At 64.0% G+C, this 22903-nt stretch carries 21 protein-coding genes; 3 read left to right on the top strand and 18 right to left on the bottom strand.

Annotation, left to right across the window (positions count from 1 at the left end; genetic code table 11):
• Positions 1-27: 27 nt before the first annotated feature.
• Complete coding sequence (locus ABVK50_RS22890; protein ID WP_353644400.1) at positions 28-1038, top strand: NAD(P)H-quinone oxidoreductase; 1011 nt, start codon at positions 28-30, stop codon at positions 1036-1038.
• A 44-nt stretch (positions 1039-1082) separates the two neighbouring features.
• Here ABVK50_RS22890 and ABVK50_RS22885 read toward each other — a convergent pair whose 3' ends face one another.
• Entirely contained in the window at positions 1083-3284 is a 2202-nt protein-coding gene (locus ABVK50_RS22885) for an esterase-like activity of phytase family protein (RefSeq protein WP_353644401.1), read from the bottom strand.
• Between the two features lie 218 nt (positions 3285-3502).
• On the opposite strand from ABVK50_RS22885, the gene ABVK50_RS22880 reads away from it, so the two are divergent.
• Positions 3503-4192 carry a DUF1013 domain-containing protein gene (locus tag ABVK50_RS22880; RefSeq protein WP_353644402.1) on the top strand — a complete coding sequence of 230 codons (690 nt, stop codon included), beginning with the start codon at positions 3503-3505 and terminating at the stop codon, positions 4190-4192.
• 47 nt (positions 4193-4239) lie between these two features.
• On the opposite strand, the gene ABVK50_RS22875 is transcribed toward ABVK50_RS22880, so the two are convergent.
• The 11 genes from ABVK50_RS22875 to ABVK50_RS22825 all read right to left on the bottom strand — a co-directional run bounded on the left by ABVK50_RS22875 (position 4240) and on the right by ABVK50_RS22825 (position 14113).
• On the bottom strand, positions 4240-4950 hold the full coding sequence (locus ABVK50_RS22875) for a YafY family protein (RefSeq protein WP_353644403.1): 711 nt from the start codon (positions 4948-4950) through the stop codon (positions 4240-4242).
• 3 nt (positions 4951-4953) lie between these two features.
• Positions 4954-5361, bottom strand: coding sequence for a hypothetical protein (locus tag ABVK50_RS22870; protein WP_353644404.1), 408 nt, complete (start codon positions 5359-5361; stop codon positions 4954-4956).
• Positions 5362-5370: 9 nt separating this feature from the next.
• Positions 5371-5745, bottom strand: coding sequence for a VOC family protein (locus tag ABVK50_RS22865; protein ID WP_353644405.1), 375 nt, complete (start codon positions 5743-5745; stop codon positions 5371-5373).
• 58 nt (positions 5746-5803) lie between these two features.
• On the bottom strand, positions 5804-6406 hold the full coding sequence (locus ABVK50_RS22860) for a DJ-1/PfpI family protein (protein ID WP_353644406.1): 603 nt from the start codon (positions 6404-6406) through the stop codon (positions 5804-5806).
• 78 nt (positions 6407-6484) lie between these two features.
• Entirely contained in the window at positions 6485-6655 is a 171-nt protein-coding gene (locus tag ABVK50_RS22855) for a hypothetical protein (RefSeq protein ID WP_353644407.1), read from the bottom strand.
• 78 nt (positions 6656-6733) lie between these two features.
• A complete protein-coding gene (locus ABVK50_RS22850; protein WP_353644408.1) occupies positions 6734-7522 on the bottom strand; it encodes an SDR family oxidoreductase in 789 nt (262 codons plus the stop codon).
• Between the two features lie 78 nt (positions 7523-7600).
• A complete protein-coding gene (locus tag ABVK50_RS22845; RefSeq protein ID WP_353644409.1) occupies positions 7601-8374 on the bottom strand; it encodes an amino acid ABC transporter ATP-binding protein in 774 nt (257 codons plus the stop codon).
• Positions 8371-9051, bottom strand: a complete 681-nt coding sequence (locus ABVK50_RS22840) for an ABC transporter permease subunit (RefSeq protein ID WP_353644410.1) — start codon at positions 9049-9051, stop codon at positions 8371-8373. Before ABVK50_RS22840 ends, ABVK50_RS22845 begins: the two co-directional genes overlap by 4 nt.
• Before the next feature lie 80 nt (positions 9052-9131).
• On the bottom strand, positions 9132-9905 hold the full coding sequence (locus ABVK50_RS22835) for an amino acid ABC transporter substrate-binding protein (RefSeq protein ID WP_353644411.1): 774 nt from the start codon (positions 9903-9905) through the stop codon (positions 9132-9134).
• A gap of 175 nt (positions 9906-10080) precedes the next feature.
• Positions 10081-11727, bottom strand: coding sequence for an alpha/beta-hydrolase family protein (locus ABVK50_RS22830; RefSeq protein ID WP_353644412.1), 1647 nt, complete (start codon positions 11725-11727; stop codon positions 10081-10083).
• 463 nt (positions 11728-12190) lie between these two features.
• Positions 12191-14113: a propionyl-CoA synthetase gene (locus ABVK50_RS22825; RefSeq protein WP_353644413.1), complete on the bottom strand. Its 1923-nt coding sequence runs from the start codon at positions 14111-14113 to the stop codon at positions 12191-12193.
• A gap of 241 nt (positions 14114-14354) precedes the next feature.
• On the opposite strand from ABVK50_RS22825, the gene ABVK50_RS22820 reads away from it, so the two are divergent.
• A complete protein-coding gene (locus ABVK50_RS22820; RefSeq protein WP_353644414.1) occupies positions 14355-14516 on the top strand; it encodes a hypothetical protein in 162 nt (53 codons plus the stop codon).
• Positions 14517-14575: 59 nt separating this feature from the next.
• Here the strand turns inward: ABVK50_RS22820 and ABVK50_RS22815 are convergent, their stop codons facing one another.
• From ABVK50_RS22815 to tkt, 6 genes are all read right to left on the bottom strand, one after another.
• Complete coding sequence (locus ABVK50_RS22815) at positions 14576-15316, bottom strand: SGNH/GDSL hydrolase family protein (RefSeq protein ID WP_353644415.1); 741 nt, start codon at positions 15314-15316, stop codon at positions 14576-14578.
• A 39-nt stretch (positions 15317-15355) separates the two neighbouring features.
• A complete protein-coding gene (locus ABVK50_RS22810) occupies positions 15356-16246 on the bottom strand; it encodes a fructose bisphosphate aldolase (protein ID WP_353644416.1) in 891 nt (296 codons plus the stop codon).
• Positions 16247-16384: 138 nt separating this feature from the next.
• Positions 16385-17581: a phosphoglycerate kinase gene (locus ABVK50_RS22805; protein WP_353644417.1), complete on the bottom strand. Its 1197-nt coding sequence runs from the start codon at positions 17579-17581 to the stop codon at positions 16385-16387.
• Positions 17582-17642: 61 nt separating this feature from the next.
• On the bottom strand, positions 17643-19514 hold the full coding sequence (locus ABVK50_RS22800) for a potassium/proton antiporter (protein WP_353644418.1): 1872 nt from the start codon (positions 19512-19514) through the stop codon (positions 17643-17645).
• A 170-nt stretch (positions 19515-19684) separates the two neighbouring features.
• Complete coding sequence (gene gap / locus ABVK50_RS22795; protein ID WP_353644419.1) at positions 19685-20695, bottom strand: type I glyceraldehyde-3-phosphate dehydrogenase; 1011 nt, start codon at positions 20693-20695, stop codon at positions 19685-19687.
• A 67-nt stretch (positions 20696-20762) separates the two neighbouring features.
• A complete protein-coding gene (tkt, locus tag ABVK50_RS22790) occupies positions 20763-22760 on the bottom strand; it encodes a transketolase (protein WP_353644420.1) in 1998 nt (665 codons plus the stop codon).
• Positions 22761-22903 lie beyond the last annotated feature (143 nt).

The raw sequence follows: 22903 nt of genomic DNA, 5'->3' as shown, positions 1-22903 counted from the left end.
CGGGCCGAGCCTTGAAGGATGCCGAGAATGGCCAATGGAGACAAGATACCGGCGAAGATGACGGCGGTGGCGATTTCGCAGCCCGGCGGACCGCTGGTGCTGAAGCCGGAAAAGCGCGACGTGCCGACGCCCGGCGAAGGTGAGATCCTCATTCGCGTACGCGCAGCCGGGGTCAATCGACCCGACGTGGCACAGCGCAAGGGAGCGTATCCGCCGCCACCCGGCGCCTCCGACCTGCCCGGCCTCGAAGTGTCCGGCGAAGTGGTGGCCGTCGGTCAGGGCGCCAGTCGCTGGCGTTTGGGCGACGCGGTATGCGCGCTGACGCCGGGCGGCGGTTACGCCGAATACGCTAAGGTGCATGAAAGCCACGCGCTGCCCGTGCCGCAGGGGTTCACGCTGACCGAGGCGGCGGCGCTGCCGGAAACCTTCTTCACCGTCTGGCACAATGTGTTCGAGCGCGGCGGGCTGAAGGCAGGCGAAACGCTGCTCGTCCATGGCGGCTCGTCGGGCATCGGCACCACTGCGATCCAGCTCGCCTCGGCCCTCGGCGCCTATGTGATCACCACCGCCGGCTCCGCAGAAAAATGCGAAGCCTGCCTGAAGCTCGGCGCGGACCGCGCGGTCAACTACCGCAAGCAGGATTTCGTCGCGGCCGTGAAGCAGGCGACAGACGGGCGCGGCGCCAATGTCGTTCTCGACATGGTAGGCGGCGACTATGTCGGCCGCAACTACGATGCGGCGGCCGTCGAGGGCCGTATCGTGCAGATCGCCACGCAGGGCGGGGCGGTGGCGAGCGCCGATTTTTCCAAGCTGATGGTCAAGCGCCTCGTGCATACCGGGTCGACGCTCCGGCCGCGCACTGTCGAGGTCAAGGGGCAGATCGCGGCGGCGCTCGAGGCCCAGGTCTGGCCGCTGCTGGCGGCGCGGCGGGTTGTTCCGGTAATGGACATGATCTTCCCGCTCAGGGAAGCCTGGCGGGCGCATGAGCGGATGGAGGAGGGCGAGCACATCGGCAAGATCGTGCTGGATGTGGCCTGAGAAGGCCGCGGCGATGGCCGCGGCCTTCCTTTGGAGTCAAGGCCTCAGTTGACGGCTTCGATGTTGCCGAGGCGGATGAAGAGGGTTTCGCCGGACGAATCGTCGACGCCGTCATTGTCGGTGACGACGAAAGCCTCGCCGCCGGCGTCGATGGCGAAGCCCTCGACCTTGTCGGCGACATAGCCGTTGGCGGCCGTCCGCAGATCACCGATAAGGTTGCGAACAAGCGCTTTTTCGACCAGCGGAAGCTCGCCGCCTAGCGCCGCGGGCTTGAACGCGTCAAGCGCCACGCTGTAGATGCGTTTCACTTTGGCGTCCGCGCCGATCAAATTGTCGCGCTCGACGATATAGAGCTTGCCGTTGTGAGCGGTGATTTCCGACAGGCCGATCCAGCCCTCGCCGGCCGCGTCGAGCGGATAGCGCACGGCCGACCATTCCTTGGCCTTCGGCTTGTAGGCGAGAAGTTTCACCTGGCCTTTGGGATCGTCCTTCCATTCGCGCTGCATCGCCATGACCAGCATGAGGTCGTCGCCTTGGCCAACCATGGTTATGCCTTCCAGGCCGAAGCGGATTTCATGGGCCAGCAATTCGGCTGGGAAGCCTATTTCATGCTTGATCTCGCCCTTGTCGTTGACCCGGACGATCGCATGCGGCGTCAGCTTGTCCGAATTGCCTTCCGAAGCCAGCCAGAAGCCGCCATCACCGTCAGGTGCAATGCCTTCGAGATCGAGCTTCTGGGCCGGCACGCCGTCGCGGGTGACGATCGTCTTTGCGGTGATCAGCGCCGGGGTTTGGGTCGTGTCGACGGTGAAGATCGCCGGTGCGGAGCGATAGACGGAGTCTGAAACCGCATAGAGCTTGCCGGAAGCCGCCGGGTCGGCGGCGAGCCCCGAAAGTGCGCCCCAGCCGAGCGGAGCGCCGTCGTCGGTCAGCCCCGCCGTGATCTGCGGGTAGGCGGCCGGACCGTCGGCGCGCTCGTAGATCATGACATGGGAGCGGGCGAGACCGTCCTCGACCAGGTCCGCTTCGTTGGCGGTGACCAGCAGGTTGCGTGAGGGAATAGCGATCAGGCCTTCGGGCCCAACGCCCGAGGGCAGAAGCTGGAGGAACTCCGGCTCGGCGCCGGTGTCATTGTAAACGGCGATGAGCGAGGCGCGCTCCAGCGCCACGAAGAACAGCCGCTCGTCGCCGAATTTGCCGGTCTCCAGGCCTTCCGGCTCGACGCCTTTCTTGTTCCGGGCCTCCGGGTAGTGGCCGACATTGGCCGCGGCGTGATCGAGGGCGTTGCCGGCCTCGAACAGGACCTTGCCGCGCCTATCAAATATGGTGAAGCCGCGCGAGCCGCCCTTGTAGTCGCCCTCATTGGCAACGACGAGGCGGTCATTGTCGAGCCATTTCACCGCGTCGGGCTCGCGCGCGACATTTTCCGCCTTGCCGGTGAAATTCAACGCGCCGTCCTTTTTCGTGTCGATGTTTTCGAGCGAGGCGGAGCCTGCCGAAAAATGCGAGACGATCTTGCCGGTTTCGGCATCGACAATGGCGATATGGTTGTTTTCCTGCAGGGTCACGGCGATTTCGCCAGCCTCGTTAAAGGCGACGAATTCCGGCTCCGGATCGTCGCCTGCCACTTCCGCGATGCCGGTGAGCGTCACGGTCTTCATAGTCGCGCAGTCGGGCACGCCCGCCGAGAGCGTGAAGATCTTCAAATCGCCCGCGGGCATTTGCGGGATTTCGCCGTCGTTCAGTTCCTCGTCGCGCTCGTTTTCAACGGCGACAGCCAGAAATTTTCCGCCCTTGCTCAATGCAAGTGAATCCGGCTGGCCGCCGAGATCGCAAGTGCTTTCGATGGCTTTCGAGGCGAGATCGATGACGGCAAGGTTGCCGGACGGCTTGGTCTTGCTTTCCGACGTGTTGACGCCGGCCAGCACTTTCGTGCCTGAAACGACGACCGAGGTCGGCTCGCCCTCAATCTTGAGCATGCCCGCCGGTTTGGGCGCCTCGGGATCGGTGATGTCGATGAAGCCGACGGCTCCGAGCGGGCTATCGGAATAGACCAGCGTCATGCCGTCCTCGCTGGCGGCGATGATTTCGGAGGAGGTCGGCTTGGTTCTGTCGGCGTCGGCCGGCAAATTGTCGGCGATAACGAAAGTGGCGATCCGGTTGAACATCATCTCGGCATGGGCAGGCATCGTGACGGAAGCCGCGAGCGCGGCGGTCAGGGCGAAAAGACGGGAATGGCAGGGCATCGAAGACCTCTCCTGTACAATAGGGTGCGGTCCTGCTTTGAGCGCCCGATATTTCAACGGGATGACGCTTCCACGACGCTTCGATGACAGCCTGTGTCCCGGCGAAGATTTCTTGCCCCCAGCCGGAAACAGCGTTATATACGCCTCGAATTTCCCATTTTCGGTGGTCTGACCACCGCCCGCGCACGGGACGCGGGCGAACGAGAGGATATTATCTGATGGCCAATACGCTTCTGATGCCGAAGGCGACCGCAGTCTGGCTGGTCGACAATACGGCGCTGTCTTTCGAGCAGATCGCGCAGTTCTGCGGTCTGCACCCGCTCGAGGTGAAGGCGATCGCCGATGGCGAATCGGCGCAGGGGATCAAGGGCATGGACCCGATCATGACCGGCCAGCTCAGCCGCGAGGAGATCGCCAAGGGCGTCGCCGATCCGAACCACCGGCTGAAACTGCTCGACCCGAAGGTGCGCGTGCCCGAATCGAAGCGCAAGGGTCCGCGCTACACGCCGCTGTCGAAGCGCCAGGACCGCCCCAACGCCATCCTCTGGCTGGTCAAGAACCACCCGGAGCTGAAGGATGCACAGATCTCGCGGCTGGTGGGCACCACCAAATCGACAATCGACCAGATCCGCGAGCGCAAGCACTGGAATTCCTCCAGCCTGGTACCGATGGACCCGGTGACGCTCGGCCTCTGCTCGCAGATCGACCTCGACATCGAGGTGCAGCGCGCCTCGCATGGCAGGCAGCCGGCGGCTCCGACTGGCGATACGCTGCTGCCGGCCTCGATGACCGAGCGGCTGACGCCGGAGACTGAGAAGCCGAAGGATGTGGACAAGGAACTCGACGCCGACGCCGTGTTCGCGAAGCTGACGGCGCTGAAGTCGAAGGATAACGAGGAAGACGAGTAGTTCTTTTTCCTTCTCCCACAAGCAAGGGGAGAAGGAAGAGGCGCGTCTCAGGTATGGGCCGCCCGGTCGCCTGGTTCGCCGCCGCGCTCCATGGTGCGATAGAAATCGGTCAGCGTTTTGCCCCGCTCTGGCTTGAAGGTGCGGTCGGTGGGGGCGACATTCGCGATCCGGTCGATGCGGAACGCGCGAAAATCATTGCGCATCTCGCACCACGCCACCAGCGTCCACACTTTGCCCCAGAACCACAGGCCGAGCGGGCGAACATCGCGAACCGAACTGCGCCCCGCCTCGTCGCGGTAATCCAGTTTCAGCACCTGGCGCTTTTCGACGGCCCGCTCGATCAGGTCGATGGCGACGCGGTCGGCGTCGCTGACCACCCACATCGGCGTATGGATCTCGGTGCGGGCAATGCGGTCCTTTTCGGCGTCAGGCAGGACCGCACCGATCTTGACCAGCGCCTCGTCGGCGGCGCGCGCCATCGCCGCCCCGCCGAAGGCACGGACCATGCGGGCGCCGGCGACCAGCGCCACTATCTCGTCACGTGTGAACATCAGCGGTGGAAGGTCGAAACCCTCTCTCATAATGTAACCGACGCCGGCTTCGCCATCGATCGGGACGCCGGTCGACTGGAGATCGGCGATGTCTCGGTAGATCGTGCGTTCCGAAACCTCGAGCCACTGGCCGAGTTTCTGCGCGGTGACGAGCCGGCCACCCCGAAAATGCTGGACGATCTGGAACAGTCTGTCTGCGCGCCGCATCGTCTATCCCGCCAATCCTTCGCGCTTCCTTCGCTCGGCGACGAAGCCGGTCCCGAAAGACAGCCTCTTCGTCGTCGGCGTCCGGCTGTCGAGCACCCGCCAGAAGGGCGTTACCTGGTCTTCGGGCTCGCCGCGCTCCAGCGCTTCGTGCGCCGCCTCGGCGACCGTGCGCAGATGATAGCCCATCGTGACCGGGCAGGTCACCTCCGCCCCATGCCGCCGCGCCAACCCGGCGCGCAGGCTTCTCACGTCCATTTCCGTACCCTCCGGAATGCCGCGGATGAAATCGTCGACCTGCCTTGCCGTCGGCACCAGCATGGGCTGGCCCTCGACCACGTCTGCGAAGCTGCGAGGCGACGGCTTTATGCCGTGGATGCCTGGCGTATCCAGCCTGTCGGTCCAACTCTTCATCTGTCGCCCTTATTGAACGAACAAACCAAAACTGTTGCCGTCCGGGTCGAGGCAATAGGCGAACCGCCCGGCAGGAATCTCGATGACCGGCGAAACCACCTGGCCGCCATTGGGAGTGACCCGCTCCATCGCGGCTTCGATGGGCGCAGCCACCGAAAGATGGACGGTCGGGCCCGTTCCGGCAGCCGCCGGCTTGCCGGGATAAACATGGCCGGCGACCGAATCCTGATCCCGGGCGACGAACATTCCCATCGGATTCGGGCCATCCTCGTTCAGCGAAAGCTCGTTCTGCAGAACGGCGCCGTAGAATGCGCGGGCTCGCTCCATGTCGCTTACCGGAATCTCGAACCAGACGGCGGCGTGGGCAGGGACATGGGCGTTCATCGGGTTCCTCCTTCGGATAACCGGGTCATCATGGCACGCTGCTCCTGACAGCATATTGTCAGGAGGCTCGCGCCGATGCGCCGGTGAATTCCTTGGCGAACAGCGCCTTCATTTCGGCGAGCTGCCCTTCCTGATCCGGAAAGAGCGCCTTCAGGAACGCAAGCGCGAACGTGCCTGGCGCGGAGCCGGGGGCGGATACGATCCTGCCATCGGCGACCGCATGCGGCACGTCCTCGTAATTCGCCGCGCCCGCATAGCCGGGCTCATGGTGAAGAATCCAGTCGCGGCCGTTGCTGGTGTGCTTTGCGCCTTCGAACAAGCCCGACCGTGCAAGGGCCAGGGTTCCCGCACAAATGCCGCCGACAACGCCGGCGCGCGCCGCCACGGCCTTCAACAGGGGCGAGGGATCGGGATGTGAGGTGGTGGCCCACTGGTCCGACCCGACAACGGCTACGGCGTCCAGATCGGCGTTTTCCGCGATATCCAGGCTGCGGTCCGGCGTCAGATGGAAGCCGCTCAGGGATTTCCTGGGCGAGCCGCCGGGCGACAGCGAAACGGCCCGCGCCCCAAACCACTCGACCGCGGATGCCGACAAAAGGCCGTATTCCCAGTCAGCGAACCCGTCGACGAAGATGAACCCGATGGTCTTGGCTGCGGGCATTGCCGGTCTCCTCCCATTCAAATTTCCGGCAGAACCTCCGTCCTGCCGGAACAATCAGGCAATTTTCTTCTGCCTGCTTCAATTGCGCCGGGCGCGCCTTTGCGGATAGGACTCAGGCCAACCGATGTCCTTGCGAATGCTGGCAGGCAGCGAGTTTAGGAGCCGCTCGGTGCGGTATTCGTCGCGCATGGTCTGGACCTTGCCGGCATAGTGCCTGATGGCGCTGAAGATGTTCGGCGTGATGTTCATGGCGGTGCCTCCTTATTTGATGGAGACACTATCGCACACCGCTACTGACAGCAGTCTGTCAGGAGCTGCGACGCCAAATCAGGTTTCCGGTGTTTCGACCGTGTAGTTCAGCGGCAGCCGCCCGCCATCGGCGTAAATCGTCTGCCCGGTGATGTAGCTGGCGTCCTCCGAAGCAAGGAAAGCAGCGATGGCAGCGATCTCCGACGGCTCGCCGATGCGGCCGAGCGGCGTGCGCGAAAGCAGGCGCTTCATACTCGCCGGATCGGCGTTGGTGGCGGCCAGCATGTCGGTCAGTATCGAGCCCGGGCCGATCGCGTTCACCCTTATGCCATAAGGGGCCAGCGACAGCGCCATGGCCTTGGTGAGCTGGTTCACGCCGCCCTTCGACACCGAATAGGCGAGCTGCTCGGCAATGGCGAAGACCGCATTGACCGAGGACATGTTGACGATCGATCCGGCCGCGCCGCCGGCCTTGACCTTATCGACCATGTAGCGGGCGACCGCCTGGCCGGCGAGGAAGGAGCCTTTCAGATTGACACGCAGCACGCGGTCGAAATCGGCCTCCTTTAGGTCGAGAAAATCCGCGCCGTGGACGATCGCCGCGTTGTTGACGAGGACGTCGATGTCACCAAAGGTGTCAATGGTCGCCGCCACGAGATTGTGGATGTCGAGCCGCTTGCCAATGTCGGTCTTGACGAACTGCACCTCACCGAGCTTGGCGAGATCGCGCTCGGCCTTCTCCCCCTTTTCCTGGTCGATGTCGGCCACCATCACCTTGCAGCCGTCGCGCAGGAAACGCTGTGTGATGGCGAAGCCGATGCCGCCGCCTCCGCCCGTCACGATCGCCGTCTTGCCGTCGAGCGCCATATCATTTTCTCCTGCTCGCCGCCCTTATAGCTGGCCGGCCCGGCTCGGGACAGGGGCGACCGGCAGGGCCGGCCGTTCTCAGATGCCGCTGCCTTCCTGCTCGGCGGGCTTCTGGGTCAGGGTCGCGATGAAGCGCTTGGTGCGCTGGCGCTCGGGATTGGTGAAAATGTCGCGAGCAAGGCCTTTTTCGACGACCACGCCGGCGTCGAGGAAGATAGCTTCCTGCGCGATCGTGGAAGCGAGACGCAGATCGTGCGTGGCGATAACCATCGTGGTGCCTTCGCGCGCAAGCTGCGCCAGCACCTCCACCACCTCGCCTGATAGTTCTGGATCGAGCGCCGAGGTCGGCTCGTCGCAAAGCAGCACCTTGGGCGAGGGCGCCAGCGCCCGGGCGATCGCCACACGCTGCTGCTGGCCGCCGGACAGGGTTGCCGGCCAGGCGTCGGCCTTGTGCGCCAGCCCGACCTTTTCGAGCAGTTCCCTCGCGCGTTGCAAGGCCCGCTCCCTCGGCCATTTCAGCACTGTCGTCAGCGCCTCGGACACATTGTCGATGGCGGTGCGGTGCGGAAAAAGCTGGAAATTCTGGAACACCATGCCGGTCTGCCGGCGCAGCCGCTGGATGGCGGCCCAGCCGATCTTGTCGCCGGGATGGAAATCGATCGCGTCGTCGCCGATCCGGACGCGGCCGGACGTCGGGATCTCCAGGAGGTTGATGCAGCGCAGCAGCGTCGACTTGCCGCCGCCCGATGGGCCGACAAGCGCGGTAACGCTGCCTTCCGCGAAGGTGACGGTGACGTCGTTCAGCACCGTATGATCGCCGAACTTCTTCTCGATATGCGACAACTCGATCACGAGCGCGCCTCCATGAAGCCGCCATAGCGGCCGAGGCGCGTCTCGAGCCTCGCCTGCAGCGCCGAAAGCACCGAGCTGATCGCGAGATAGATGAGCGCCGCCTGCACGTAGAGGATCAGCGGCTCGTAGGTGGTGGCGACGATGCGCTGGGCCGCCTGGAACAGCTCCGGCACGGTGATGGCGGCGGCGAGCGATGTGTCCTTGACCAGCGAGATGAAGGTGTTCGACAGCGGCGGCACTGCGACGCGGGCGGCCTGCGGCAGGATGGTGCGGCGCATGGTCTGGCCCCACGACATTCCGATCGAGAAGGACGCCTCCCACTGGCCCTTGGCGACCGACGAGATAGCCGCGCGGATGATCTCTGAGGTGTAGGCGCCGATGTTCAGCGTAAAGCCGATGAGCGCGGCTGGAAACGCGTCGAGGACGATGCCGATCGAGGGCAGGCCGTAAAAGATGAGGAAAAGCTGGACCAGCAGCGGCGTGCCGCGGATGATCCAGACGTAGAAGCGGATGATTGCCGCAAGCGGCCTCGGCCCGAAGAGGCGGATCAGCGCCGAGACCAGTCCCAGGCTGAGGCCGAGAGCGAAGGACAGCAGCGTCAGCGGTATGGTGAAAACGAGACCGGCCCACAAAAGCGGGCCGAGCGAATCGAACATCAATTGCAGCCAGTGCGGCACCGGAAACTCCCGTCAAACAGTCGGTCGGGTTTAACGGGTCGAGGCCATGGGCCGCAAGGCGGCCCGTGCCTTCCGCCGGGTTACTGCGAAACGTCCTGGCCGAAATACTTTTCGGCTATCTTCTGGTAGGTGCCGTCGGCCTTCATGGACTTGAGCGCATCGTTGATGGCGGCGACGAGCTCCGGGTCGCCCTTGCGGACGATGATGCCGGAATAGGCGGCCTCGTCCTCTGTCGCGGCGATCTTGACCGGGGCATTGGGCTGCTTCTTCTTGAAATCGAGGAACGACAGGCTGTCGTTGATGGTGGCATCGGCGCGGCCCTGGACCACGAGCGCGATCGACTGGTCGAAGCCGTCGGTGCCGATGAGCTCGGCGCCAGCCTGCTCGGCCATCTTGCCGTAATTGCTGGTCAGCGACTGCGCCGCGCTCTTGCCGGAAAGGTCGGCGAAATCTTTGATCTCGGTATTGTCCTCGCGAACGATCAGCGCGGCCTTGGAGGCGATGTAGGGGTCCGAAAAATCGTATTTCGCCTTGCGCTCCTCGGTGATGCCGACCTGGTTGATGACGGCGTCGTAGCGGTTGGCGTCCAGGCCGGCGATAAGGCCGTCCCACTTGCCTTCGAGGAATTGGGCCTCCACGCCGAGCCGCTTGGCGATCTCCTCGCCGATCTCAACGTCGAAGCCGACCAGCTTGCCGCTCTCGTCATGATAGGTGAAAGGGGCGTAGGTGCCCTCGGTGCCGATCCTGAAGACGCCGGCGGCCTTGATGGCGTCGAGATTCTCGCCCGCATGGCCGGGCAGTATGGCGAGCGCCTGGATGGCGCCTGCAACGATGAGCGATTTGAACCAGTTCATGTGCGTTTTCCGTCGGTCTTGCGGGGATTGTTTGCCGCTGGGGGATGACGCTGCAATCTAGGACAGCGGCTGCTGCGAACAAGGCCGGAGCTTCGAGGAGTTCCGCCGGTTGCGGAACGCCGTTCTCCAGACAGGCCAGTCGGCGGAATAAAATTGCAGGTTGCGACAGTGCTCGCTACCGCACCGCCAGCTTCGCCTTCAACCGCTCGACATCCTCAGAAGTCCAGCCTTGGACGTCGGTCACCGCCATCCAGGCGTCGACATGATGCTCGGGCGCATAGACATGACCATGCCCCATGGGAGTGGTCGTGCCCATCGCCATGTCGAGCGCGAGCTGCAGAAAGGTGACCACGGGATACCAGCGCAGTTCCGGTGAAACATCGGGGCCGCGCGGCGACTTCATCCAGTCGGGCTCGCGGTAGAGCGAACGGTAGTCGAAGAAGGTGATCGGGTCGCTGGCATATTGCAGATAGACGATCCGCAGCGGCCCCCATTGCGCGCCTGGAATGTCGAGCGCGTTCTCCTGGCTGGTGAAGCGGACAAAGGAACCGTCGCGGAAGCGTGGCAGCCACTCCGGCGACCCAGGGTTGCGGTCGTTGGTGATGGCGCGCCAGCCCGTGCTCTGAAACGGCGGGCCGCTCCACAGCGCGCCGTGATAGGGATCGCCGAGCACTTCGAACAGCTGGGTCGACAGTTCCGAGGAGAGGGCGCCGAGGCTGAGGCCGTAGAGATAGAGGCGCGGGCGCTGGTCCTTGGGCAGAGTGGTCCAGTAGCCGTAAACTTCCGAAAACAACGCGCGGGCAGCCTCGCCGCCATAGCCTGGCTCCACCAGCAGCGACAGCCAGCTGGCGAGGTAGGAATATTGCTGGGCGACGCTGGCGATGTCCCCGCCGTGCAGATACTCTACCGGCTCCATGGCCGCAGGGTCGATCCAGCCGGTGCCGGTCGGCATGACGACGAGGAGCACGGAACGCTCGAACCCGCCGGCGCGCTTCAGCTCTTCGAGCGCCAGCTTCGCCCGGTCCTGCGGGGTCTCGGCCGATTGCAGGCCGACATAGACGCGGACAGGCTCCAGCGCGTCCCTGCCGAGAAAGGCGCTCAACTCGGCCCGCGTTGGTCCGGTCACGACAAATTCGCGCCCGCGCCTGCCGAGTTCCTCCCAGCGGACCAGCGAGGCGGCACTGCCGGTCTTTTTCGGGTCGGAGGGCTGCTGCGTCTCCGGCTCCAGAAGAGAATCAAGCGTCTGGAACGAGCTGTCGGCGGCGCGCAGCGCGTATCGGAACAGGATGCCGTCGGCGACCGACCAGAACAGCAGGATCGCGATCGTGCTGCCGATGACATAGGAGACGCGCCTCGGCACGAACCGGTTGAGCTTTTCGGATATGAAAATGAGCGTCAGCCGGAACAGCCGCGCCAGAGCGACGAGGACGACGAAGGTGGCGAGCGCGATCAGGCCTACCTCGAGCGGATGGGCGCTGTCGACCGGCTCGAGTCCCATGACGGCACGGATCGAATTCTGCCATTCCGTCGCTCGCCAGAGGAAGGCGACGCCGATAATGGCGCAGGCTAGCGCTGCGACGAGCTTGGTGTTCCGTCTGATGCGGGCCCTGAGCTCCGGCAGCTCCATATATCTCCAGAGCCAGTGCAGGAAAACGCCGATGCCGTATCCGGCGGCCAGGCTGAACCCGGAGAGCACGCCCTGCGTCAGGTAATTGCGCGGCACGAGCATCGGTGTCAGCGAGGCGGCGAAGAACAGCGTTCCGGCCAGCAGTCCGACGGTCGAGAAGGACAGCCAGAACCTGACGATCCAGTTCCGTGCCATGGTGTCCCCTCGCACGCTTGTTCAACCGTTTGACGCAATTTGCAGCCTGCAATAGTTGGGCGCAATAGGTCGGGTCTGAGTTTGGATTTCGGATTACGTCCGTGCCGAAGTGCGCCCCCAACACCGCCCCCCAAATGGGAGCTGCCGGCTTTCTTGCTTGAACATAAGATGGTCATGCGCGTTCAGACAGTCCTGCTTTCGGCATCCACTCGACAGTGGGTCGATGGACCACGCGGAGACCAAATCATGTGGATTCAGCTAACTGATTGCGGTGGCCAGACCATCTCTTTGAACTCGACGCAACTGGTCATGATCAAGGAGCACGGTAACAGAACTTTGTTGGTGCACACGCGCGGAGAAGTCATGGTGCTTCAGAGTCACGACGCTGTCCTCAAGGCCCTAAGGCTCCATCAGACTAAGTCCATCGCAGCACTGGCAGTCGATCCACTGCCGGAACGATTTCCTAAGCCGGGCTGGGATTATCTCCCAAGCCCTTGTCTCTCAGCGCCTGCGCGATCTCGTCGAGGATCGCCGGGTCGTCGATGGTGGCCGGCATGGCCCAGGCTTCGCCATCGGCGATCTTCTGCATGGTCGCGCGCAGGATCTTGCCCGAGCGGGTCTTGGGCAGGCGCTTGATGATTACCGCCGTCTTGAAGGCCGCGACCGGGCCGATGCGGTCGCGGACGAGCTGGACGATCTCTTTCTCGATTACCGCTGCATCGCGCGCGACGCCGGAATTGAGCACGACGAAGCCGCAGGGAACCTGGCCCTTCATAACGTCGGCTATGCCCACCACCGCGCATTCGGCGACGTCCGAATGCTCGGCCAGCACCTCCTCCATCGCGCCGGTCGACAGACGGTGTCCGGCGACGTTGATGATGTCGTCCGTGCGCGCCATGATGAAGATGTAGCCGTCCTCGTCGATATAGCCGGCGTCGGCGGTTTTGTAGAAACCGGGAAACTCTGCGAGATAGGCGTCGTGGAAGCGCCGGTCGGCATTCCACAGGGTCGGCAGGCAGCCGGGCGGCAGCGGCAGTTTTATCACGACATTGCCGAGCGTCCTGCGGGGAACCGCGTGGCCGGCGTCGTCGAGGATCCGCACGTCGTAGCCGGGCATCGGCACGCCGGGCGATCCGTATTTAACCGGGAGTTGTCCCAGCCCCACCGGATTCTGGCTGATTGGCCCGCCGGTCTCGGTCTGCCACCAATGATCGATCACCGGCACCGAAAGCTTCTGCTCGGCCCATTTGACCGTCTCGGGATCGGCGCGCTCGCCGGCGAGAAACAGGGTGCGGAACTTCGACAGGTCGTATCCCCGCACAAACTCGCCCTTCGAATCCTGGCCCTTGATGGCGCGGAAGGCGGTCGGCGCGGTGAACAGCGCGACCACGCCGTGCTCGGATATGACCCGCCAGAACGCGCCGGCGTCCGGCGTGCCGACCGGCTTGCCCTCGTAGAGAATGGTCGTGCAGCCATGGAGCAGCGGCGCATAGACGATATAGGAATGGCCAACCACCCAGCCAACATCGGAGGCCGCCCAGAACACCTCGCCCGGCTTCACGCCGAACTCGTTCTCCATCGACCATTTCAGCGCGACCATGTGGCCGCCATTGTCGCGCACAACGCCCTTGGGTTGGCCGGTGGTGCCGGAGGTGTAGAGGATGTAGAGCGGGTCGGTGGCGAGGACCGGGACGCAGGGCACTTTTCGCGCCGCAGCCTTGGTTGCGGCCACGCTTTCCGCATAGTCGGTGTCGCGGCCGGGCGTCAGTTCGCAGGTCTGTTGCGGGCGCTGGAGGATAATGCAGCCTTCCGGCTTGTGGCGCGCAAACTCGATCGCCTGGTCGAGTAGCGGCTTGTAGGCGATGACCCGCCCCGGTTCGATGCCGCACGAAGCGGAGATGATCAGCTTCGGCGTCGCGTCGTCGATGCGGGTCGCCAGTTCCTTTGCGGCGAAGCCACCGAAGACGACAGAGTGGACCGCGCCGATACGGGCGCAGGCGAGCATGGCGAACACCGCCTCGGGTACCATCGGCATGTAGATGATGACGCGGTCGCCCTTTCCGACGCCGCGGTCCTTCAGCACGGCCGCAAGGGCGACCACTTTCGCCTTGAGTTCGGTGTAGGTGAATTTTCTGCGCTCGCCGGTGTAGGCGCTGTCATGGATGAGGGCGAGTTGCCCGGCCCTTGCTCCATCGGCGTGGCGATCGATGGCGTTGTGGCAGGTGTTGCACTCGGCGCCCGGGAACCAGCGGCCGTATGGACCGGAATTCGGGTCGAAGACCGCATTCCACGGCTTGAACCAGTCGATCTCGCGCGCGGCTTCCGCCCAGAAGCCTTCGGGGTCGCGTTTCCAGCTTTCGTAAACCTCATGATAGCGCGAAGCCATGCCGCCCCTCCCTAGGGTATGTTGATATTCAGGTGATGCCGGCCTGCAAATGGCAGCTTTCTGCGCTTTCGGTGCTCACATACCTGAATGTACGCTCCGCTCCGGTCCTCGAAATCCACCATTTTCGACTCGGCCTACCCTGAATCTCAACACACCCTAGCTAATCGCCGAACCGTGCGTCCATCTGACTAATGGGTTAGCTGCACTTTGACAGAGCTGGCCGTTCCTGCTCAAACGCCGCATGTCCAAAGCCTTGTCGCTCGTCATCGTTGCGATGATGATAATCCAGATCATCAAGCCGCTCGGCCTGCCGGGGCTGCGGCACCGGCGCGATTTCTGGAAGCTGGCAGTGATCGCGCTGGCCGCGATATCGCTGACGGTTGTCTTAAGCCACGGGCAATAAAGCATGATCCCGAACCGGGAGGTCCTCGCAGCGAAAAGTTGCAGACTTTTCGGACAAGATCATGCGGCCCTGACTGAACTTTTGCCTTCGCCAAGCACGAGGTTGGTCAGATGCTCGGCCCACGCGCGGTAGCCCGCTTCCGAGGCGTGGAAGCCATCGGTCGAAAATCCGGCTTGCGGATCGAGGATCGGCAGTCGCGCCGCCGGCACCGCGCCGCGCTCCAGGCACAGGCGCGCGCCCATCCGGTTGATCGCGCCCGCCCGAATTTCCAGTATGCGGCCGAGCAGCGGCGGCAGCGCCGGGACGCGGGTGAACTCGACCACTGGCGACCACACGACCCGGGCCTCCGGCCATTTGGCGCGGAGCGCGTAGAGAAGACCGCCGAACTCCTTCTTGAAGCGCGGCACGGAATGGAAGTTCTTGGTGTCGTTGGTGCCGATGGACAGCACGATATGCGTCCATGGGTCGGCGGAAAGGTTGGGCAGCACATGATCGCGGACCTGCCCGGACGTCGCCGAATTGAAGCCCGCCGCGCGCCAGCGGACAGCGCGGCCCGTCCGCCGCGAAAGGATCAGCGCAAGTTGCGCGGCAAGGCCGTTTTCGGAATGGCCGATGCCTACCGAGGCGGCAGACGAATCGCCGAGCACCAGTAGCGATATCGCAGGCTCGTCGCCCGGAATGGCGTGCAGCACGGGGCCCTGGGCCGGGTACATGCGCTCGGTGCGCCGGCGCACGCCGAGCCCCTGCCAGACATAAATCGGAAATGCGAGCCAGGTGAGGAGCGTTGCAATGCGCGACATGCGCTCTATCGTTCCCCTTGGGCCGAAGCAGGGTATCCGTCAGCTGGCGCGGGATGCTTCGAAAATGCTGTCTATCGCCGAAGCCAACGCCGCGTTGAATTGCTCATCGCTCTGGTCCGCCGACAGACCCTCGGTCAAGGCACGCGAGAAGCTGGCGATCATGCCGACATTCTGTCTCAGCTTTTCATTCGCCTCGGCGCGGGAATAGCCGCCGGACAGCGCGACCACCCGCATGACGCGTGGATCGTCGATCAGCGGCTTGTAGAGGTTGGCCTTTGTCGGCAGCGTCAGTTTCAGCATGATCTGCTTGCCGGCCGGCACGTCGTCGAGGTGCTTGCGGATTTCGGCGAGGAGAATGTCCTCCGCTTCCGCCTTGTCCGGGATCGAAATCGTGACCTCCGGCTCGATGATCGGAACGAGGCCGTGCGCCAGGATCTGCTTGCCGACTTCGAACTGCTGGTCGACGACGGCAGCGATGCCTTTCGGATTCGCCGCGTCGATCACAGAACGCATCTTGGTGCCGAATATCCCCTTCGCTACGGCGCGCTTCAGGAGCGCGTCGAGATCCGGCATGGGCTTCATCAGCTTGACGCCGTCCTTGGCTTCCGCCAGCCCCTTGTCGACCTTCAGGAACGGCACGACATGGCGCTTTTCCCATAGATATTGCGCGGTCGGCGTGCCGTCGATGTCGCGGTCCATGGTCTGCTCGAACAGTATGGCGCCCATCACCTTGTCGCCGGTGAAGGCAGGAGACTTGATGATCCGCGCGCGCATCTTGTGGACGAGGTCGAACATCTCCGCTTCATTCGACCAGGCGCTTTCATCGACGCCGTAAAGCTTGAGCGCTTTCGGCGTAGAGCCGCCGGACTGATCGAGCGCTGCAATAAATCCGTCCTTGTTTGCAGCCTGCGCGGTCATTTCCTGGTTCATCTCATCACTCTCCTGATTGTCTGCCCGGGCGATTATCAGAAGATTTTTTGCGATGGAATGCCAGCAAAAACCTGAATCGATTGAAAGATATCACTTGCGGTGTGAAAGTGTTTCAGCCGCCCCGAGAAGAAGCAGGGCCTAGGCCTTGAGCACATTCACTCCCGGCAGATCCTTGCCCTCCATCCATTCAAGGAAAGCGCCGCCCGCGGTGGAAACATAGGTGAAATCGTCGGCCGCGCCGGCATGGTTCAGCGCCGACACCGTATCGCCTCCGCCGGCCACCGAGACGAGCTTGCCCTCGCGGGTCCGTTGCGCCGCGTGCCTGGCCGCGGCCACCGTCGCGGCGTCGAAAGGCTCGATCTCGAACGCGCCGAGCGGCCCGTTCCATACCAGGGTCGCAGCGCGGTCGATCCACTGATTGATCGCGTCGACGGTTTTCGGGCCGACGTCGAGGATCATTGCGTCGTCCGGTACCGCGTTGATCGCCACCGTCTCATTATCGGCACCAGCCTTGAACTCGCGGGCGACGACCCCGTCAGACGGCAGGATGATTGCGCAGCCAGCGCTCGCCGCCTCGATCATGATCTGGCGCGCGGTTCCCGCCAGATCGTGCTCGCAAAGCGATTTGCCGACGCTTTCGCCGCGGGCGGCGAGAAAGGTGTTGGCCATGCCGCCGCCGATCACCAGCGCGTCGACCTTCTTCACCAGATTCATCAGCAGGTCGAGCTTGCTCGAGACCTTCGCGCCGCCGACGATGGCGACCACCGGGCGGACGGGATTGCCGAGACCCTTCTCCAGCGCCTGCAGTTCCGCCTCCATCGTGCGTCCGGCATAGGCCGGCAGCAAATGGGCGAGGCCTTCGGTCGAGGCGTGCGCCCGGTGCGCCGCCGAGAAGGCGTCGTTGACATAGATATCGCCATTGGCGGCGAGCGCCTTGGTGAAATCCGGGTCGTTCTTCTCCTCGCCCTTGTGGAAGCGGGTGTTTTCCAGGAGCAGGATGTCGCCGTCCTTCATCGCCGAGACAGCGTCCGCCGCTTCCTTGCCGATGCAATCGGCCGCGAAGGAGACGGGCCGCCCGATCATCGCGGATACCGCATTCGCAACGGGATCGAGCGAGAAGACCGGATCGGGCCCGTCCTTCGGCCGGCCGAAATGCGCCAGCAGGATCACCCTGGCGCCTTTATCCGACAGTTCGGTGAGGGTGGGCATGATCCGCTCGATGCGGGTGAAATCGCTGATCTTGCCGTCCGCGACCGGCACGTTCAAATCGACGCGGACCAGCACGCGTTTACCCCTCGCATTGCCAATATCGTCGAGCGTCCTGAAACCGGCCATTGCACCACCTTTCTGACTGAATTGCCGCACCCTATCGCGCCGAACGGCGGATGCAATGAGTTCAATGGCCGCGGCTGTTGTAGGAATCGGGCGTCTCGGCACCGGCGGCCGGCGCCGATGCGACGCCGCGCTTCCTCAGCTTGCCGAATAGCCTGCGCAACCGGTCGCCGATTTCGCTGGCGCTCAGGAAGACAGGTATCGGCGGCGCCGGCGGAGCCGGCTCGAGCGACACGCCCACCGAAATGATGCGGCCCTTCTCGTCGACCTCCCGCACGATCAGTTCGATCGGGCCGATGGTGACGCGGTCCGCATATTCAGCGCGTCCGCCGAGCCGGGCGAGGATCAGTCCGCCGATCGTCATTGCGGCTTCTTCCTCAGAGAGACCCGCCCCATAAGCGGCTTCGAGTTCGGCGGCTGGGCGGGTCGGATCGACGGCGAAGGCGCCGAAGAACTCGGCGTCCTCGGGGTCCACATCGGTACGGCTGGCGAACAGCCTGTCGAGCAGGCGCGGATAGCGGTCGGGCACGAAGATGTAGACGTGGTCGCCTTCGATGAGCCGGCCGGCGTCCTGGAATTTTATCGATCGGCCTTCGCGCACTACCAGCGATGGCCGCGCCCAGCGCGGAATGCGCTGCCCGCGCGCCACCGGACTGCCGGGCACGATCGTATAGGCGAGGAGTTCGTGATGCGCGGAGCCCGGCAGCTCCAGCTCGACCTTTTCCAGCGGACCGAGCCGCGCCGGCACGATCAGCCCCAAGCGGCGGGCCAGCGGCCCCACAGTCCACCCTTGGATCACCAGCGAAACAAGCACCACGATGAACGCGATGTTGAAGATATCGCGGCCATTTTCCAGCCCGCCGAGTATCGGCGTTATGGCGAGCAGGATCGACACCGCGCCGCGCAGGCCAACCCAGGAAATGAACGCCGTCTCTTGGCGCGGCATGTTGAATGGCAGCAGACACAGCCAGACCGCCAGCGGCCGTGCGACGAAGATCAGGAACAGGCCGAGCACGATGGCGATCACCAATATCTCCGGAAATTGCGACGGTGTCGCAAACAGGCCGAGCACCAGGAACATGATGATCTGGGCCAGCCATGACATGCCGGCCTGGAAGCGCCTCAGCACCGACACCGCGCGGATATCGGAATTGCCGGCCACCAGGCCGGCCAGATAGACCGCCAGAAAGCCCGACCCGTGGATTGCGCCGGCGGCGGCGAACACTATCAGCGACAGAGTCAAGACGAAGATCGGCAGCAGACCGCTGTCGAGGTTGAGGCGTTCGACCAGACGCACGATCAGGAAGCCACCGATCAGTCCGGCGGCCGCGCCAAGCCCCATATTCAGGACAAAGCCGACGACGAGGTCGACGAACAGGAGTTCGGCTTTCGGATCGGCGCCTAAGGCGATGATCTCGACGAACGTGATGGTCAAGAAGATAGCGATCGGGTCGTTGGTGCCGGACTCGATTTCGAGCGTGGAGCGGACGCGCTCGCGCAGATTGACGTTTCCGGCCCGCAGCAGGAAGAACACCGCCGCCGCGTCGGTCGAGGCGACGGCCGCTCCCAGCAGGAAGCTTTCCAGCCAGGTGAGATCGGTCATGTAGAAAGCGACGACGCCGAATATGCCGGCCGTCAGCACCACGCCGATTGTCGCCAGCGACAGGGCCGGCAACGCCGCCTGCCGGAGCACGTTCAGCGGAGTGCCGAAGCCCGAATCGAACAGGATGACGGCCAGCGCCAGCGAGCCGACGAAATAGGCGAGCTGCGCGTTGTCGAACTGGATACCCAATCCGTCCACGCCCGATGCCAACCCGATGCCCAGGAAGAGGAGAAGCAGCGGGGCGCCGAAACGGAAGGCGATCAGGCTCGAAAACGCAGCGGCCAGCACAAGGGCAGCGCCCACCAGCGTAACGAGATAGATCGACTGCTCCATTTAGCCCCTTCCCCTCTGCGTATCTTCTGCTTAACGCAGAGTGAGGCGAAGGTAAGGTGGCGCGCAAGCAGATTTGCGGGATCGTCCGGGCTCCGCGCTGCATTTGCCGCAGCCCTGAACGAAAACGCCCGGACGAAGCCGGGCGTTTTGAAATGCGATTTGCGCAGCCGTCAGGCGATGGTCTTGCCGAAAGCGGCGGCGGTGTCGGCCATGCGGTTCGAGAAGCCCCATTCATTGTCGTACCAGGACAGGACGGAAACGAAATTGCCTTCCATGACCTTGGTCTGGTCGAGCGCGACCGTCGACGAATGCGGATCGTGGTTGAAGTCGATCGAGACGTTGGGGTGCGTGGTGAAGTTCATCACGCCCTTAAGCTTGTCCTTCGACGCGGCGATCACCGCCTCGTTGAGCTCCTCCACGGTGGTATTCCGCTTGGCGACGAACTTCAGGTCAACCAACGAGACATTGGGCGTCGGCACTCGGACGGAGATGCCGTCGAGCTTGCCCTTGAGCTCCGGCAGGACGAGGCCGATGGCCTTGGCCGCGCCCGTCGAGGTCGGAATCTGCGACAGGGCCGCGGCGCGCGCCCGGTAGAGGTCCTTATGCATCGTATCGAGCGTCGGCTGGTCGCCGGTGTAGGAATGGATGGTGGTCATCATTCCCTTCTCGATGCCGACCGTCTCATGCATGACGGCGGCCAGCGGCGCCAGGCAGTTGGTCGTGCACGACGCGTTGGAGATGACGACGTGATCCTTGGTGATCTTGTCGTGATTGATGCCGTAGACCACCGTCAGGTCGGCGCCATCGGCGGGAGCCGAAACCAGGACGCGCTTGGCGCCGGCCGCAAGATGCGCGGAGGCCTTGTCCTTGGAGGTGAAGATGCCGGTGCATTCCAGCACGATATCGACGCCGAGGTCCTTCCACGGCAGCTGCGACGGGTCCTTGATGGCGGTGACCTTGAAGCTGTCGCTGCCGATATTGATCGTGTCGCCGTCGACATTCACTTCGCGCGGGAAGCGGCCGTGGACGCTGTCGTAGCGCAGCAGATGGGCATTCGTCTCGACCGGCCCGAGATCGTTGACGGCGACCACGTCGATGTCCTTGCGGCCGGACTCGTAGATGGCGCGGACGATGTTGCGGCCGATGCGGCCAAATCCGTTGATGGCAACTCTGACAGTCATGCTCGGTTCTCCTTGGGGGGCGAAGGTCGGTGCCGCGGGACCAAGATCAATGTGCCCGGGGCAAAGATCAATGTGACTTCTTGTGCAGCTGCGCTTCCGCCGCCTTGACCGTCGCTTCGGCTGTGATGCCGAAATGCGGATAGAGCTGCTCGATCGGCCCACTGGCGCCAAAGCCGGTCATGCCGACGAAGATTCCGTCGAGACCGATGAAGCGGTCCCAGCCCAGGCGGATGGCCGCCTCGACGGCGATCTTGACGGGCGCATTGCCGATTATCGCGGCCTTGTAGTCGTCGGTCTGCTTTTCGAACAGTTCGAAGGCGGGCACCGACACCACACGCGTCGGATGGCCATGCGCCTGCAGCGCGGTACGCGCGGCGAGCGCGATCTCGACCTCGGAGCCGCTGGCGAAGATGGTGACCTCGGCCTCGCCATTGGCCGTCGCGAGTTCATAGGCGCCATAGGCGCAGAGGTTCTCCTCGACGAATTCGGTGCGCACCGCCGATAGGTTTTGGCGGGTAAGTGCGATCGTCGACGGCGTCTTCGCCGATTCCAGCGCCAGCTGCCAGCATTCGGCGACCTCGGTCGCATCGGCGGGGCGGAACACGGTATGGTTGGGAATGGCCCGAAGCGCGGCCAGTTGCTCCACCGGCTGGTGGGTCGGACCGTCTTCGCCGAGGCCGATCGAATCGTGCGTCATCACGAAGATCGACCGTATGCCCATGAGCGAGGCGAGCCGCATCGCCGGGCGGGCATAGTCGGAGAAGACCAGGAAGGTACCGGAATAGGGGATGACGCCGCCATGCAGCGCCATGCCGTTCATGGCCGCGGCCATGCCGTGCTCGCGGATGCCGTAATGGACGTAGCGCTCGCCGTAATCTCCAGCCGAAATAGGCTTGGTCTGGCTGGTCTTGGTGTTGTTGGAGCCGGTCAGGTCGGCCGAACCGCCGATGGTTTCGGGGATCACGGCGTTGATGACTTCCAGCGCCATTTCGCTCGACTTGCGGGTCGCGACCTTCGGTTTATCCTTGGCAAGCTTCTGCTTGTATTCGGCGATAGCCGCGTCCAGGCCGCCCGGCAGTTCGCCGCGCATGCGGCGCTCGAATTCGGCGCGGATCTCGCTTTCGGCTGCGGCGAGGCGCTGTTCCCATTCCTTGCGCTTCTTGCCGGCATTGAGACCCGACAGGCGCCATGCGTCGAGAATGTCGGAGGGCACTTCGAATGCCGGGGCGGTCCAGCCGAGCGCCTTGCGCGTCGCGGCGATTTCGTCGGCGCCGAGCGGCGAGCCGTGGACCTTGTTGGTGCCGGCTTTGGTCGGCGCCCCGAAGCCGATGGTCGTCTTGCAGGCGATTAGCGTCGGGCGGTCCGAATGGTGGGCGAGCTCGATCGCGTCGGCGATGGCGTCCGGGTCATGGCCGTCGCAAAACGCCGTGTTCCAGCCGGAAGCGGCAAAACGCTCGAGCTGGTCGGTGGAATCGGCGAGCGACACCGGCCCATCGATGGAGATGTTGTTGTCGTCCCAAAGCACGATCAGCTTCGACAGCTTCAAGTGCCCGGCAAGCGAGATCGCCTCCTGGCTGATGCCTTCCATGAGGCAGCCGTCGCCGGCGATCACATAGGTGTAATGGTCCACCAACGCGTCGCCGAAGCGCGCGTTGAGGATGCGTTCGGCGAGCGCCATGCCGACCGAATTGGCCAGGCCTTGGCCGAGCGGACCGGTGGTGGTCTCGATGCCGGCGGCATGGCCGTATTCCGGGTGGCCGGCCGTACGTGAGCCGAGCTGGCGGAAGTTCTTGATCTCGTCGATGGTGATATCTTCGTAGCCGGTCAGATAGAGCAGCGAGTAGAGCAGCATTGAGCCGTGGCCGGCAGACAGGATGAAGCGGTCGCGGTCCGGCCAGGACGGGTTCTTCGGGTCGTGCTTCATGAAGCGCGTGTACAGCACCGTCGCCATGTCGGCCGCGCCCATCGGCAGGCCGGGATGGCCGGAATTCGCCTTTTCGACCGCATCCATCGAAAGGAAGCGGATCGCATTGGCCATCCGGTCATGTTTTTCGCGCTGATTCATCATGGGCTCGCTGCAGAGTGGACGGCGGGGCGACAGCGGCGTCGTGTCCCCCGAAAAAGGCAGGCGACACATAGCAGGCACGCCGCGTGAGTCAATAAAAGCGGCGCTCTTTCCACGCCGGTTCGGCCGCCGTGCGACGGGTC

The sequence above is a fragment of the Mesorhizobium sp. WSM2240 genome (assembly GCF_040438645.1).
Taxonomy (GTDB): Bacteria; Pseudomonadota; Alphaproteobacteria; order Rhizobiales; family Rhizobiaceae; genus Allomesorhizobium.
Note: the sequence above shows the minus strand (reverse complement) of the source record. Positions and strands in the feature narration are given on the sequence as shown.